General features: G+C 39.8%; 13 protein-coding genes and 1 riboswitch. Of the genes, 4 read left to right on the top strand and 9 right to left on the bottom strand.

Translation table 11 applies throughout. From position 1 onward, the window contains the following. Nucleotides 1-47: 47 nt before the first annotated feature. Nucleotides 48-1,139 carry an aromatic ring-hydroxylating oxygenase subunit alpha gene (locus M3193_RS14745; protein ID WP_251629211.1) on the bottom strand — a complete coding sequence of 364 codons (1,092 nt, stop codon included), beginning with the start codon at nucleotides 1,137-1,139 and terminating at the stop codon, nucleotides 48-50. 435 nt (nucleotides 1,140-1,574) lie between these two features. Between M3193_RS14745 and M3193_RS14740 the strand changes: the two genes are divergently transcribed. Both M3193_RS14740 and M3193_RS14735 read left to right on the top strand, forming a co-directional pair. Next, a complete protein-coding gene (locus M3193_RS14740; RefSeq protein WP_251629209.1) occupies nucleotides 1,575-3,146 on the top strand; it encodes an S-layer homology domain-containing protein in 1,572 nt (523 codons plus the stop codon). 156 nt (nucleotides 3,147-3,302) lie between these two features. Next, nucleotides 3,303-3,480, top strand: a riboswitch (Lysine riboswitch). 93 nt (nucleotides 3,481-3,573) lie between these two features. Then, nucleotides 3,574-5,022, top strand: coding sequence for an amino acid permease (locus M3193_RS14735; RefSeq protein WP_251629207.1), 1,449 nt, complete (start codon nucleotides 3,574-3,576; stop codon nucleotides 5,020-5,022). A gap of 173 nt (nucleotides 5,023-5,195) precedes the next feature. Here the strand turns inward: M3193_RS14735 and M3193_RS14730 are convergent, their stop codons facing one another. After that, nucleotides 5,196-7,151: an LTA synthase family protein gene (locus M3193_RS14730; protein ID WP_251629205.1), complete on the bottom strand. Its 1,956-nt coding sequence runs from the start codon at nucleotides 7,149-7,151 to the stop codon at nucleotides 5,196-5,198. 344 nt (nucleotides 7,152-7,495) lie between these two features. On the opposite strand from M3193_RS14730, the gene arr reads away from it, so the two are divergent. After that, nucleotides 7,496-7,912, top strand: a complete 417-nt coding sequence (arr, locus tag M3193_RS14725; RefSeq protein ID WP_251629203.1) for an NAD(+)--rifampin ADP-ribosyltransferase — start codon at nucleotides 7,496-7,498, stop codon at nucleotides 7,910-7,912. Between the two features lie 167 nt (nucleotides 7,913-8,079). On the opposite strand, the gene M3193_RS14720 is transcribed toward arr, so the two are convergent. From M3193_RS14720 to M3193_RS14700, 5 genes are all read right to left on the bottom strand, one after another. Then, nucleotides 8,080-9,120: a threonine aldolase family protein gene (locus M3193_RS14720; protein ID WP_251629201.1), complete on the bottom strand. Its 1,041-nt coding sequence runs from the start codon at nucleotides 9,118-9,120 to the stop codon at nucleotides 8,080-8,082. A 759-nt stretch (nucleotides 9,121-9,879) separates the two neighbouring features. Further along, nucleotides 9,880-10,602: an amino acid ABC transporter ATP-binding protein gene (locus M3193_RS14715; RefSeq protein ID WP_251629199.1), complete on the bottom strand. Its 723-nt coding sequence runs from the start codon at nucleotides 10,600-10,602 to the stop codon at nucleotides 9,880-9,882. Continuing rightward, the gene (locus M3193_RS14710; RefSeq protein WP_251629438.1) at nucleotides 10,599-11,255 is read right to left on the bottom strand and encodes an amino acid ABC transporter permease; all 657 of its coding nucleotides are present in this window, start codon (nucleotides 11,253-11,255) and stop codon (nucleotides 10,599-10,601) included. The genes M3193_RS14715 and M3193_RS14710 overlap by 4 nt, the downstream gene beginning before the upstream one ends. A gap of 294 nt (nucleotides 11,256-11,549) precedes the next feature. Next, a complete protein-coding gene (locus M3193_RS14705; RefSeq protein WP_251629197.1) occupies nucleotides 11,550-12,359 on the bottom strand; it encodes a basic amino acid ABC transporter substrate-binding protein in 810 nt (269 codons plus the stop codon). A 21-nt stretch (nucleotides 12,360-12,380) separates the two neighbouring features. Next, nucleotides 12,381-13,637, bottom strand: coding sequence for a M20 family metallo-hydrolase (locus tag M3193_RS14700; RefSeq protein ID WP_251629195.1), 1,257 nt, complete (start codon nucleotides 13,635-13,637; stop codon nucleotides 12,381-12,383). A gap of 563 nt (nucleotides 13,638-14,200) precedes the next feature. On the opposite strand from M3193_RS14700, the gene M3193_RS14695 reads away from it, so the two are divergent. Further along, nucleotides 14,201-15,067, top strand: coding sequence for a polysaccharide deacetylase family protein (locus tag M3193_RS14695; RefSeq protein ID WP_251629193.1), 867 nt, complete (start codon nucleotides 14,201-14,203; stop codon nucleotides 15,065-15,067). A gap of 113 nt (nucleotides 15,068-15,180) precedes the next feature. On the opposite strand, the gene M3193_RS14690 is transcribed toward M3193_RS14695, so the two are convergent. After that, a complete protein-coding gene (locus M3193_RS14690) occupies nucleotides 15,181-15,333 on the bottom strand; it encodes a hypothetical protein (protein ID WP_251629191.1) in 153 nt (50 codons plus the stop codon). 217 nt (nucleotides 15,334-15,550) lie between these two features. Continuing rightward, nucleotides 15,551-16,114, bottom strand: a complete 564-nt coding sequence (locus M3193_RS14685) for a YdhK family protein (RefSeq protein ID WP_251629189.1) — start codon at nucleotides 16,112-16,114, stop codon at nucleotides 15,551-15,553. Nucleotides 16,115-16,161 lie beyond the last annotated feature (47 nt).

The raw sequence follows: 16,161 nt of genomic DNA, 5'->3' as shown, positions 1-16,161 counted from the left end.
ATTCACCATCCTCCTCATTGACTTTAATTGCACGTATGTGAAAGCGTTTACAAAACGTTTGACTCAACTTTCTTCAATGGCAAAAATGGTTCCAGTCTCTTTTGCATGAGCAGATGGAAATGGTGGACGCAGTTCTCGGTCAGCGAAAATCTGCCTTGTTTGTATACACCCGTTTCGATTCCCTTTTGGACAACCTCACAGATCTCCTTATCTTCCCGGCGCACGTCTTGATCGACCGCCATCAACTCTTCTTCCTCTTCCGTGATTGTATCGTTCATGAAAAAAGTCGTATAGACGTACTTCGTCGTTTTATGATCAATCGGAATCGACTGGTGAATGGATACATTAGGCGGACCCGGGTCGAACGAAAACCACATATTCGGATAAAGCCAGTAGTATCTTCCGCCCTGCCCCATTTCGAAATCAGCGTTTTGCCCTTTTAGTGGAGTCGCTTGATAAACATAATTTTCGTGTAGGCTCGATTCATATTGCTTCATATCCACTTTGGAAACGAGTGATTTATGGACCCCCGGACAATGATCGCATTCCAAATAATTATCGATCCCGATTTTCCAATTTGAATGACAGATCGTTTCCTTTACCTGCATTTTCTTGAATTGATCCAAATTATCCTTTTTCACATGCTCAAGCAATCCGCCGAAGGTCTTTGCCATCGGTTCCGCATCCGGATCGAGATTCACAAAGATGAACGACTCGAAAATCTCCAATCGGACATCGTGCAAGCAGAAGGCAGATTCATCAAAGTTCTCGACACCTTGCATATTCGGAGCGCGGTTAAGCGACCCATCCAACCGGTAAGACCAAGCATGGTACGGACAAGTGATGATACGCTTATTCCCTTCCCCTTCAACCAACTTCGCAGCCCGGTGACTGCACACATTATAAAAGGCGCGGATCTCCCCATCGTTGCCCAATGTCACAAAAATCGGCTTGCCGACGATTTCAGTCGTAATATAATCGCCCGCTTTTTTGAATTCGCTAACATGTCCAACGTACTGCCAAGTTTTCGCGAAGATTTCCTTTAATTCGACGTCCAACACATCCGGGTCCGTGTACAGCCAAGATGGCAATGTATGTGCTTCGCTCAATTTTTCGCTGACGCTTACTTCATTTTTCATTGATAAGCCCCCTCTTCATGTAATGAATGAAAATCAATCTTCTTTCCTACTACTGTATGAAAGACGATGCGTTTACAGAATCGACTCTATGGATTGGTCACCCCCACTCGTTCAAGAAGTCACGTTTGAAAGTTGTTATTATTCTTTCAATTACTAATATAGTATCACAAAGTTTACCATTTGGCTTTTATTTTTTGCTGTTTTATTTAAAATGCATCATTTTTCCGTTCGCTGACCAGGGGGATATGAAAGACCGGGACAACGACACCAAACCGCATGAGGATCAGGAAAACGATCATCTTTGCAATGCCCTTTGCCGAGGGTTTTGGTGCAATGTATATACTCACATGAATAGTCTAATGGACACGTGTGAAAACAGAGATTTCCTACTATAATAAAATTTGTTTATGAAAGATAAGAGAGAGGAAGTTTTTATTGAGAAAGATTCTACAGCTATTGATCGTCTTGTCCTTAGGCCTATCCATCCTTGCTATTCCAGTTGGCGGTGCAAAGGCAGCAGGCTTTTCCGACGTTTCAAGCTTCAAGGAAGAGATTGAGTATTTAACTGAACAAAAAGTCATTAATGGATATAATGACGGCACATTCCGTCCATCTGTCAAGCTCACACGTGCGCAAGCGGTTGTTATGATTATGCGCTCCATCGGCATGCCTGAGACACCCATAAAAGACCCAGGGTTTAATGACGTGAGCTCATCCACTTTCGGCTATAAAGAAATTGCCTACGCCGTGAGTGCGGGAATTATTAACGGTAAAAGTACTTTTAGATTCGATCCAAGCGGGGATATTACTCGGGCTGAAATGTCTAAAGTATTGCATAATGCCTATAAACTAAAAGGAGTGTACGAGCCAGGATTTGAAGATGTTCCTGTTGGCTCATGGGCAGCCTCCTTCATTTCATCATTAGCAGCGAACAATATTACCGTTGGCTATTCAGATGGATCATTTCGTCCGACACAATCTATTGATCGAGCACAATTTTCAGCTTTTCTTGCACGGATAATGAAGCCTCACTTCCGTCCATCAACTGGAAAAACTGCGCACTCCGTCGTTGACATCACTGTGGAATCAACAATCATAGACATGATGAAAAATCCGGACAAGCCGATCGTTTACTATATTGATAAGAATTCCCAAACGCTTGTCATGCTAAATGTAGAGACAAAAGCGAAAAAGGTAGTGGAATTGAAACATCCTGCAGAAAAACTCTACATCAAAAATGGAAAAGTCTTTGTAACGCAGCATATTCAAGCGAGAAGCCCCTATAATTTCATCGAGACACAAAAAGGAATCATCCATGTCTACGATGCTGAAAATCTTTCATTACTGAAAGAAGTGAACGTAAATATCGACCCTTACGATATAGTCGTGGATGATGCGGAAACGTTGATTATTTCATCCGGTTCCGGCCAGCATACAGAGGTTCAGACCTACAACTGGCAAACATCGGAACACCTATCTTCTGCGTTTATTTGGGATGAACAATTGATTGAGCTGTCACCGACACAAAATAAGGTCTATTCAGTCTCTCCTTCGCACTACACCGGAAGAATGGAAGTCTTTAGTTTACATGAGGGACAAATCAAGAAGGAAGAAATGGAGCCTCGCTTTTTTGATACGATGAAATTACGAGGCTATGTTCAAATGTCTCCGGACGGCAAGGTAATTTATAACGGGAATGGGACGATTTATGCTTCAAGCAGCAATCCATCAGAAGACTTGCTGCCGCTTGGCAAATTGGCCACGCCATTCAAAACAATGACGTTTGATGAAGTCAATAAGTTTATGTATCTTGCTGACAACTCAACACAAGTTTCTGTTTATCCCTACAACTCACTTAACCCTTCATCTACATTGAATGCATATGGTACTATCGATAGGCTTGTTTATGTAGAGGAAACTAAAGAATTATATGCTTTCACTAAATTTAAGCTGCACGGTTCTAAATTGGATTCTACTATATTGGAACGATTTACGTTTGGAGAATAAAGTAATCTGAGGCGCCTTGTCCCGTTCTGGAAATCGATGGGACAAGGCGCCTTTTTTAGGTTTCTGGCACTTGAAGAATGAATATGTAACGTTTACCATTGCATTGTGAATAATATTGCCCTATAATTTGTACATTAAATTAATACTCCCATTCACCGATGGGATAGAGGTTGCTGCTTATAAGAGTAGGACGGACGAGGTTCTCTGAGATTGTTGACTCCGTTTGAAAGGATGAGTTGCCGAAGTGTGGGTAGATCATTGGATATCCATGCTGGTGATGTTTTCAAATAGGAACATCATTGTCACGTTTTCAACGTGGAGAACTATCTTCGGAAGGATTTACTCACTTATCCAACAGCCGTCGATTTTCCTCGATGGCTGTTTTTTATTTTGGGGTTAACTTCCATCACAATAAGGAGTGGACAACATGGAGAACAACATAACATCAACGAATACACCCCAATTGAAAAGAACATTGAAAGCACGCCACCTGATGATGATTTCCCTTGGAGGTTCGATAGGAACCGGGATTTTCTTGGCCAGTGGCGGGGCGATCCATACGGCAGGACCAGGAGGGGCATTGGTCGCCTATGTCGCGGTCGGGATCATGGTTTACTTCCTGATGACAAGTCTTGCGGAAATGGCCGCTTATATGCCTGTGGCGGGTTCCTTCAAAGAATATGCCACCCGATTCGTCGATCCGGCATTCGGGTTTGCGATCGGCTGGAATTATTGGTACAACTGGGCAATCACAATTGCCGCGGAACTGGCAGCGGTTGTATTGATCATGAAATTCTGGTTTCCGGAAAGTCCTTCTTTCTTATGGAGCGGACTTGCGCTTCTGATCATGTTCGGCTTTAACTATATGTCCGTCAAAGGTTTTGGCGAAGCGGAATTCTGGTTTTCACTTATTAAAGTTGTTACAGTCATCATCTTCATCATTACTGGGTTTATGATGATTTTCGGCATCATGGGCGGCGAAGCGATCGGCTTTACGAACTTCACGATTGGCGATGCACCGTTCAACGGAGGATTCTTTGCCATCCTTGGTATTTTCATGGCAGCAGGCTTTTCATTCCAAGGTACGGAATTGCTTGGAGTGGCTGCTGGGGAAAGTGAAAATCCGGAAAAGACGATTCCAAAAGCGGTGAACTCCGTATTTTGGCGCATCCTCCTGTTCTACGTCTTTGCGATTTTCGTCATTGCGATGATTATTCCATATACGGACGCACGATTACTGAGTGAGTCGGTTTCAGTCAGTCCGTTCACACTCGTTTTCGAACGGGCAGGTTTCGCTTTTGCTGCTTCTGTTATGAACGCCATCATTTTAACGGCCGTACTATCTGCGGGTAACTCGGGGATGTATGCATCAACGCGTATGCTTTGGGATTTGGCGCGTGATGGGAAAGCGCCGAAGTTCTTAGGGAAATTGGATAATAGAGGCGTGCCGGTCAATGCGTTGATCGCCACGACATTAGTCGGCTCCCTTGCCTTCCTATCGACTTTCTTCGGGGACGGTACGGTTTACGTCTGGCTGTTGAACGCATCGGGGATGGCTGGATTTGTGACTTGGCTTGGGATTGCCATCAGTCACTACCGTTTCAGAAGAGCCTATATTGCGCAAGGCGGTAATCTGTCGAATCTTCCTTATCGCGCAAAATGGTTCCCGTTCGGTCCTCTGCTGGCCCTGGTCCTATGTATCTTCATCATTGCCGGCCAAAACTTCCAAGCCTTTACGGGCGGTGATATCGATTGGAACGGCGCACTTGTTTCCTATATCGGCCTTCCCCTCTTCTTAATCGTTTGGCTGATTTATAAAGTTAAATACAAAACAAAGTTGATTCCATTGAAGGACTGTGACTTTGAAAGTAAATGATGATAGTAGAAACAGCCGGATGTGAGAGGTCTCCCCTCTCCATCCGGCTGTTTTTTAATCGATCTAGGACTATATCGAATGCTTGTTGATCCTTTTTCGTTAGGGGCAATCGATGCAAAAAAGAAGCACGCCCTCTCCATTAAGAGAGAACATGCTTCTTCTACTGCAATATGTCATTCGTTTGATTGTACATCTTCTACTTTGGTGTAGTTATACTGAGATGGATCGACAGGCGTATACCCTTTTGGCGTATAGAATCTCAATAAGTCGCCATTCACGACTTTATCAGAAAGCCCTAATTTATAATCCACTTCTTTTTTCAAAGCATTAGCACGCTCCATTTGACTATCGTCGAGAGGTAAGCCTGTTTGATTATCATAGAACTTTTCATTAATTGAATCAATCGTCGGGCTGATAAAGTCGCCATTTCGAAACGGGACAACTTGATTATGCTCTTCCGAGAATAAATCGGAACCGAATTGAACAAAGTTTTTCGTATCAATTCCAAGCAAATGCAACAACGTCGGAAGAAGGTCTGTTTGGCCGCCATATGTGTGGTTGACGCCGCCTTTCATTCCAGGAACATGGATGAATAAAGGAACGCGTTGCAAGTTCGCACTTTCATAAGGGGTAATTTCTTTCCCCATAATTTGTGCCATTGCTCTTTTATGATTATCGGAAATGCCATAATGGTCGCCATATAGGACAATGACCGAGTTATCGTATAAGCCCATTTCCTTTAATCGCGTGAAGACTTTTTCAATCGCTTCGTCTGTATACCGCGCAGTTTGGAAATAATCGTCCACACTGCGGTCCCCAGTCTGGGCTTTATCGATTGTCACCAACTCTTGATCCATCGCATACGGATAGTGGTTTGCTACCGTAATGAATTTCGCATAGAAAGGTTGCGGCAGTGAGCTCAACAGACTTTCAGATTGCTCATAGAACGGTTTGTCCAACAATCCATATTCCGCCATGTCAATTGGGTCACTCGTATCATAATAACTGGCATCGAAGAAATGGTCGAATCCAAATTCTTTGTAGATGGTATTTCGATTCCAGAAGCTGCCGTTATTACCGTGGAATACAGCGGAGGTATACCCGTGATCCTTTAAAATACTTGGGGCAGCTTGGTACGTATTTTGTGCTTTCGTAATAAATGCAGATCCCTGAGGCAACCCAAATAGGGAGTTCTCCAACATGAATTCCGCATCGGACGTTTTGCCTTGGCCCGTTTGGTGGAAGAAGTTATCGAAATACGCCGTATTTTTATCTCTCGTTAATGAATTTAAAAACGGTGTAACTTCTTCTCCGTTCAATTTGTAGTCAATCAAAAAGTTTTGGAATGATTCTAAATGCAAATAAATGACGTTCATTCCTTTGGCCGCCCCAAAATAGGCTGGATTTGGTTCGGCGTATGAGGATTGGGTGTAGTTAATCACATCTGTAAGATCACTGCTATCCGCCAAAGCTCTTTGCGACGACGCTGCCGCCGTTTCTACCGAGTCATAAATCGTGTAATTGTACATGCCTAGATACTTCACAATATAGTTACGATCGAAGCCGCGAGTCAACAATTGCGGCCGATCGGCTTCAGCCAGTCCAAGATTGATAATGGAAATTAGTAAAGCAACAGCAATAATGGCGGCTGCTTTTTTAGATCCAATCCGATTTGTCCCTTTTTGTACCTTATGTGAGAATCGAAGGTACATCAGTACCACTACATCCACAAAGAACAAAATATCATAAGGTTTTAGCAAGGACAGAACACTTCCGCCCAAATCCCCGAAATTCTGCGTTTGGAAAAGGGTAGGCAGTGTAATGAAATCACTGAAGAACCGGTAATAGACGATATTCGCATATAACAGAATCGACATGAGCGTGTACATGACGACAAGCACTGTATATTTTTTCTTACCTTTAAACAAGAAAGAAATTCCTAGAAACAGCATCGCTGAACCGAGCGGATTTAGCAGTAGGAGAAATTGCTGAAGAGGTCCTTCTACTCCTAATTCAAATTGTGTGGATTGAGCGATATAGGTTTTCATCCATAACATCAATACAGCTACCGCATATATTCCTAAAAAGTTGTGTAGAAGAAAATCTTTCACATTCCATTGATTTCTCATGCAAACACCAACCTTTTAATTATTTATTTTACTTCTGATCTATGGAAAATGTTATTTTAAAGTAACTTTTTCTACAGCTAAACATAGTACTCCTCTTTGGCTTATTCGTCAAGTTGTTAAGATTTCCAAGATGAATCGAATAAGCGTTAACTGATGAAATGAGAAAAAGCCGGAATAGAGGTTTTCCCCTTCATCCGGCTGTTTTTTAGTAATGCTTACATATGATATAGTTACCCTCTACTTACATTATAACATCTTCCAATAATTAATTATAGACTACTTTTCCACCCATCCCATCCCTTATACTGAAATACGCAAGTCAAAAAGCATAAGGGGTGTTTTACATGGATGACAACAAAAATAGTTTAGATCCCGGTCCGTTCTTTCATGGCACAAAAGCAAAACTGGAAATTGGAGACCTTCTCGAACCTTTGCAATTCTCCAATTATCAGGATAAAAAATCTAACTATATCTATTTTACTGCAACATTAGAAGCTGCTAAATGGGGTGCTGAATTAGCAAAATCTACATCAAAAGAGAGAATTTATATCGTAGAACCATTAGGTGATTTTGAAAATGATCCGAACTTGACGGACAAAAGATTTCCCGGAAACCCAACACGCTCCTATCGGTCAAAATCTCCTTTGAAAATAGTAGCTGAATTAGGGTCATGGGAAAGACATTCTGATGAACAAATAAATCATATGCTTACATCCTTACAAAAGTTAAGTGAACAAGGGAAAAATGTGATATATGATTAAGGCTTATATAGTAAGAATATGGTTGCCCGCTTACTTGTACAATAATGAGGCCAAGGAGTACTAACCTGAATTACTATAGCTGAAACTCTCTCCTGGAGCGTATAAGCAGTTATTCTTCGGAAATAGAAAAAGACAGGCATCCATTCGTAGATGCCTGTCCCATCGTATCAGAATTCTAATTTCTTAATATCTTCAATCAGCAATTCAACATTTTCCTTTTTCGTTGCCCAACTGGTACAAAATCTGACAACACTTTGCGCATCATCGAATTTCTCCCAATAGGAAAAAGAGTAGTTCTTGCTCAAATCACTCAACACATCATTCGGTAAAATGGGAAACTGTTGATTTGTCTTGGAATCATATCTTAATGAAAACCCTCTCTCAACAAATGCTTCTCGAATCATCATCGCCAAGTCCACCGCATGCTTAGAAATCTCATCGTATAAGCCATCCTCAAACAAGGTTTCAAACTGGATCCCTAATAATCTCCCCTTAGCGAGCAGCCCGCCATTTTGTTTGATCATATACCGAAAGTCTTTTTTAAGGTCATCATTTGTTATGACAACAGCTTCTCCAAATAATGCTCCTGTTTTCGTTCCGCCGATATAGAACACATCACAAAGTCTTGCGATATCTCTTAGAGATAGATCGTTGTCTTTTGCAGCGAGACCATAACCTAATCGAGCACCATCCATAAATAATGGCAAGCCACAATCCCGGCAAACTTGGCTTAACTCCTCCAATTCGGATTTACTATAAGTCGTCCCATTCTCGGAAGGATGAGAAATGTAAACCAAACCGGGCTGAATCATATGTTCATGAGTGACATCATTCCAATGGGCATCGTATAATTCTTTTACTTGTTTCGCTGTAATCTTCCCATCATCGCTCGGCAAAGTAAGCACTTTATGTCCAGTGGCTTCAATTGCTCCCGTTTCATGTCCTGCGATATGACCCGTAATTGCAGAAACTGCTCCTTGATGCGGGCGCAATATGGAAGAGATAATCGTAGTATTTGCTTGTGTTCCTCCAACTAAGAAGTGCACATCTGCGTTCTCTACATCACATGCTTTTTTAATATAACTTCTTGCCCTTTCACAATATTCATCCATACCATATCCAGGCGTCTGTTTTTCATTGGTTTTCAGCAGTCGATTCAGAATTCGTTCATGAGCACCTTCTAAATAATCACTATCAAAACGTATCATTTATAATCCATCCACCCTTGCAGTAAATTGGTAACACTAAACATAAAACCTACTTCAAAGTATATCTTCTCCTGAGAATAAAATTAAGTATATCTTTGCATAGAGACAAAGTGATAAATAACGTCACGTTTCTCTGAGTTGTATTTGCCATATGGATTAACAACCTGTCTCTTGTCAAAAAACAAAGGCACGCAATATATAGGATTGAATCTCCAAAAAGACTCATAGCAGTTATCAATGCAATGATACTTACGGGAAATTCACGCTCCCCTTTCGTTGTTTCGGACAATGCTAGACACTCCTTATTGGGCATTGTTTTAGATAATGTATGCATTTAATAGAGCGTAACATTTATTATTGAAGTACTTTGTCTCATATATATTTCCCTCAAAAAAGGTATAGTAGTTTACTTCTAGTACTTCTATAGCGATCACATTTTAAACAATTTTTATATGATGGAGCACCAGTTATATCCGGTGAAAAGCCGATCGAAAATCAGGTATAATTATTTTTCAACTCAATAAGGTTAATTAGCAACAAAAAAAGGAGGACTCCCTAAATGTTAAAACTGAAGGGATGGTCCTCTCATATTTAATAAAACTTAATCTAGCTTATACTATATGATACATCTCAATAGCCAGTATTTAAAACTGCTAAGATTTTCTCTTTTACAATACACCATAGTCACATGCCGTATCCGTTTACAAAAGAATTTTTAAAGATCATATTTGTGAAACGATTGAAGCTCCAGTTTTTGGTTTATAAAATTTTACTTAAAAATGATTTAGTTCTTTCTTGCTGTGGGTTGTCAAACAATTCCCTTGGAATATTCTTTTCAACAACAAGACCGTCGTCCATAAATATTACTCGATCTCCAACCTCTTTGGCAAAGCCCATTTCATGGGTGACAACTACCATTGTCATGCCCTCTTTCGCCAGTTGTTTCATTACCTCTAAAACCTCACCAACCATTTCGGGGTCAAGTGCTGAAGTCGGTTCGTCGAAAAGCATTATCTTTGGTGTCATCGCGAGGGATCTTGCAATCGCTACACGCTGCTTTTGTCCGCCAGATAGAGAGTCCGGATAAGCATTCGCTTTTTCTGTCAGTCCTACCTTTTTTAAAAGCTCCATACCTTTGTCTCTTGCTTTTTCGGCTGATACTTTTCTAACTTTTGTCGGTGCTAGCATGATATTTTCAATTACAGTTTTATGAGGGAAAAGATTAAATTGCTGAAACACCATCCCTACTTCCATGCGCACACTATTAATATTTGTCTTTTTATCCGTTATGTCCACCCCTTCAATCAAAACCTGTCCGCCTGTTATCGTTTCTAATAAATTAATACAGCGCAGGAATGTTGACTTACCTGATCCAGAAGGGCCAATCACAACTACAACTTCCTTTGGTTTAACCATAACATTGATATCTTTTAAAACTACATGATTACCAAAGCTTTTTTTTAAGTTTTTCACTTCTATCATTCTGTCGACAACCTACTTTCTAGTCGAGATAATAAGAAGCTCAAGGAAAGTGTTAATACAAGATAAATGGCTGCCACTGCCAGGTATGGCTCCCAAACCCGGTAATATTGGCCTTGCATAACTTGTCCCCAATACATTAATTCTGGTGCTGCAACTAATGCTGCAAGTGAAGAATCTTTGATTAACACAATAAATTGATTGCCGAGCGGAGGAATCATACGCTTTACAGCTTGTGGCAAGATGACATATACCATAGATTGCATATGGTTCATACCTAGTGAACGGGAAGCTTCCATCTGACCGCGATCAATCGATTGGATTCCAGCTCGAAAGATTTCAGCGATATATGCAGCTGAATTGAGTGATAGAGCAACAATAGCTGCTGCAATGGAGTTTGTCCCTCCAAAAATTGGCGGAATAACAGCAAAATGAATAAGAAGAATTTGAACCATAAATGGTGTACCGCGGAAAAAGGCAATATACCATTTTGCCGGCAATGAAAAATACTTATTTTTCATCATTTTTCCCAAACCTATGAGTAGTCCGAAAACTGTCCCGATTAAAATCCCAGCAATAGAAAGTCCAATGGTTAACACAGTACCCTTTACAAAAAAGGGTCCGTATTCAGCTAATAAGTCCCAACGGAAATCCAGCATCTATTAACCCCCTGTTTTCTCAAGAAAAAATTCAGTGAACTCTTCAAAAACTAGTATAATAAGTTATAGTAAATAAAATGATAACTTGTTGATTAGGACTCCAGCGGGAAAAGCGCGAGTTGAAAGCCTGCAGGAACGCAGTGACGAGGAGATTAAAGCCAAGCACGTGGAAAGCGTCGCTCTGAACGGAAATCAACTTTTTTCAAGGTGTTTTAACTTTTTAACTTATATTGACTCATGAGATTGCGTAACTTTCATTCTTTAAGAGTTACGCAATCTCTTCTATTTTAATTATTCTTTTAAGCCTTCTAAATCAGGCTTATAGTCAAACCACTTCTCATATAGGTTTGCATATTCTCCGTTGTCCAACATCTTTTTGAGTGCCTGATCAAATTCATCTTTTAATTTACTGTCCTTTGCAAACAATATTCCGTAAAACTCTTTATCAAAAGCTGTATCATCGGCAATCACCATTAAATTATCTTTCGGATTATTTTTCACATATTCTTCAACAACAGTGTTATCAGCAACCACTGCATCTGCTCCACCCTTCTTAAGCTCCATGATTGCTAGATTATTGTCTTTGAATTTTTTAAGTTTCGAGTTGTTTTTTCCATACAAGGATTCGATTGCAGACTGGCCAGTTGTACCATTTGAAACGGCAACTACTTTATCCTTTAAGTCGGTAGCACTCTTAATTGGACTACCCTCCGGAACTAAAATTTCATTCACAGATAAAAAGTATGCAGCAGAAAAGTCATATGTTTGTTTCCGCTCATCGTTGATGGTGATAGCACCGATCCCGATATCTGCGGTTTTTCCTTTAACTTCAACGAATAACGGTTCCCAGCCGACATGTTCAACCTTTACGTCATAACCTGCTTCTTTAGCAACAGCACTAATAAATTCAACATCAAAACCAACGATTTCCCCTTTATCCATATATACAAAGGGTGCATATGCCGCATTCGTTACGACCCTCAATGTTTTCTTTCCATTTTCATTTGAACTGCTGACCTTGGACTTGTCACTTGTTCCACAAGCTACAAGAATAAATATCAATGATACGACTAAAATACTAGTAATAGTTTTTATTTTCACGTTACAACCCCCCATTGGTTTTTAACCTTCTTGTTCCAAATTATCTTCCTGTTGAGCCAGTTTCAATACAACATTCAACAATACATTGACCCCTTTTTCAATATCTTCTTCCGAAGCGAATTCCTCTACACTATGGCTTACACCATCTTTACAAGGTATAAAAACCATCCCCGTCGGCGCAATGGTTGCTATATTATTTGCATCATGACCTCCACCGCTTAGCATTCTCAAAGTTGAATAACCAAAGTCATGAGCAACTTCTTCAATCTCATTCATTATTTCTTTAGAAAAGCGAGCTTTTGGAAGGCTTGAATATGCATTAATTTCAATTTCCATTTTTTCTTCTGCCACAATAGTTGATGATTTTTTTTTGATTGATTCTATTAATTCGTCTAAAATATTTTCATCCTGATGCGTGATATGCATTGTAAATTTAGCATCACAAGGAATATGTGAAACTGCACCGGGTTCAATTTTGAATTTCCCTATATTAATAATTGTTCCAACTTTCTCCTTTGCTATTTGGTGAATTGCTACAACTATCTCTGCGGCCTTTAATAAAGCATCCTTTCTCCCTTCCATTGGCGTCCCTGTTGAATGACTTGTCTTACCCTTTATGGAAAACTCAATCCGTTTAATCCCTTTATCTCCCTCTACGATACCGATGGATTTGTTTTTTTGTTCCAATATAGGTCCTTGTTCTATATGAAGTTCTACGAAACTATAAATATCTTTTGCTCGATTTTTCTCGTCCCCAAGGTATCCTATCTTTTTCAGTTCCTCTTCAAAACTATATCCATTTTCATCCGTGGTTTCATAAATACATTCTTTTGTTAAAATGTTACAAATTCCATCTGATCCTGAAGTAGTCGATGGAAAAAATCTATATCCTTCCTCATTAGTAAAATTAACAACCTCAATTGGACGTAATGTTTGTACATTATTTTCGTTTAAAACTTTAATAATTTCCAAACCACTTAGTACTCCAAGTATGCCATCATATCTACCACCGTATGGCTGAGTATCCAGATGTGATCCAGTCATTACAGGAGTTAGGTCATTTCTTAACCCCTCCCTACGTCCATATATGTTACCAAAATCATCCACTCGAACTTCTAGCCCCTCTTCTTCGAGCCAGCCCATAAATATATCTCGCATAATTTTATCTTCTTGTGTCAATGCTATTCTTCGTACTCCCGTTTCGGATATTAAACCAATTTTATTACTGATTTTAAGCGTCTCCATAAGACGTTCCAGATTAACAACTTGTCTTTTCAACTTCCATCATCCCTTTCCGCTTTTTAGGCTTTATACTTTTACTGATTTTCTCGAAAACAGATTAAACATCATGTAAAACTGTTTAGGAACAAAGCATTGAATATTCAATTACCCTGAACCGTTTGATACATGATGGCAACTCATGATTCAGAGTATTCTAATATCGGATACAATATGCATAGCAAATTTCACTCAGCAGTTAGCTGTTATTTACTCACGTTAACTTCCCAATATTCCCCTTATGGAACTTACCATAATCGAATACAACTGTACTCATCTATAAAACTTCAACAAAAAGCCACACCAATTAGATGTGACTTGCTTAATAGTTATAGAAAGAAGCAATTACAACACTCCTATCAAATAAGTTGTCAACACTATTAAATAATACGTGCCGGGACTCCTTTGCATACCAATGCTACTATACGTTCTCTTAATATTACTCGAATTATTTTAGTACTGGTGTTAACATCAACGCATATTTCTATATGGTATCTTCGATCAACTTATTGAAATTAATGTCTAATTAGTATCTCAAATGGAATAAAAAAGGAGATGGATGGATGCAAGTTCGAATATTCAAGTGGTTGTTGGTGACGGGGTTTTTATTTTGTTTGCATATTCCAGAAATCTTTACTGTTTATGCTAATGACGAACCCTTGGTATATGTATCGCAGGGATGGTCGAAAGCAGTTATACAAGATGATCAGGAAGAAGATTTTCCTGACCTTGACGTAGGATCTGAAAAGTTCGGTCGAGATCCTCAACCTATTGACCTAAGAATTTTACAACAGCGGTATCCAGATATATTTTTCTTGCAAGGTCCTGCTGATCAAAAACGGGTTGCATTGACTTTTGATGACGGTCCTGACCCACGTTTTTCAAATGATGTATTAGATGTATTGAAACAGTACAATGTACCAGCAACATTCTTCGTGTTGGGTTCAAGAGCCGTTGCTAATCCTGAAATCGTTAAGCGTATGCAAAGCGAGGGGCATGTAATCGGAAACCATACGTACGCCCATCCTAACCTTGTCGAAGAATCCGACCTCGGTACCCTAGAACAGGAAGTAACTCGAACGGAGGACGCTCTTAACGGCATTATTGGTTACCGAACAAAATTATTTAGACCACCATATGGCTTCTTATACAATGAATTAGTCGAAAAGCTACGCGACATGAACTATTACGTGATTGGCTGGTCGGTTGATTCGTTGGATTGGCAGGAAGACCCACCGGAAGTCATTGCTTCAAATGTGTTAGACATCATTTATCCAGGCGCGATTATTCTCATGCATGATGGGGCAGAATCTGGTGGAGACAGAACCAATACAATCAAATCGCTTCACCAAATTATCCCGGCACTGCAAGAGCAAGGGTACGAGTTTGTCACAGTTCCGGAATTGTTGAATATCCCCTCTAAGAAATAGAAGGTTTCTTTTTTAATTCAAATCGCAAAATATGCAGTACAATTTAATTTGAACCATAGAATTTATAATAAGAAAAAACATAGGGAGATTTTAATCTTCCTATGTTTTCATACCTATTCTTTATCTGTTTGTTTTTGCTTTTTCTTCAAATACTCCGCACGTAGTTTTTCCAGGTGCTGCTTTTTATCAAATTTGGCCGGCTGGTTTTTTTCATGATATTTTGTCACAGCCGCTTTACCTTTGTTATCCAATTGATATTTCCCCACTTTGTTCACCTACTTTTCTTTTCTCGTCTTTACGTGAGCTATTCAACAAATATAATGTACCTTACTTATTGAAGTATACCATTATCCATCCGATACTTAAAAATAAGGATATTGCCCAAGAGTCCAACTCCCGTTCAATACCCCTATTTTTTAAATCATTGTTACATGTGATTTAAATGATATCTTTGCCAAATGATTAATAGCTCTACTAAGCCTTTCATTTGGCAGAAAGTTCACTTTCCGTAACCCATTTATGATTAGTTACTTCTTCACCACCGGTTGTCGGAGTATAATCGATCATATATACAGTGGTTTTTTCAGCTGAATCAATTTCAGCTAGTGCCCCTTTCATCCCTTTCATATGATCTGCCTCAACAGTGACCTCAGTACCTGGCTCCAACGTTTTGTCACCAGCATCCTTAATCTCTTCTTGAATAACCCATTTATGATTCTCCACTCTTTCGCCGCCAGTTACCGGCGTATATGAAACAGCGTAGGCTGTTGTATCATATGCACCAACAATTGTCGCCACTGCGCCTTTCATTCCTTTCATATGATCAGCTTCAATAATTGCTTCACTTCCGACTTCAAAGGTTGGATTTTCAGCCGCTTTCAAAGTTGCGGGAACTTCACCAGAGCCGGAATGGTTCATCTCCATTTCCACGTCTTCCTGTTTCGGTTCATTATTCACGTCTGTGTTTTTCTCGGTGGTTGTTTTATTTCCACACCCACTTAAACCAATAACCATCGCGAGACCTAGAAAAAATAAATGCTTCTTCATTTGTCTAATGCACCTCTGTTTTCTTTCAATTAATTATGGATGGATGA

This window comes from Sporosarcina luteola, from assembly GCF_023715585.1.
Classification (GTDB): domain Bacteria; phylum Bacillota; class Bacilli; order Bacillales_A; family Planococcaceae; genus Sporosarcina; species Sporosarcina luteola_D.
The sequence above is the reverse complement of the archived record's forward strand: the minus strand, read 5'-3'. Positions and strand labels throughout refer to the sequence as shown.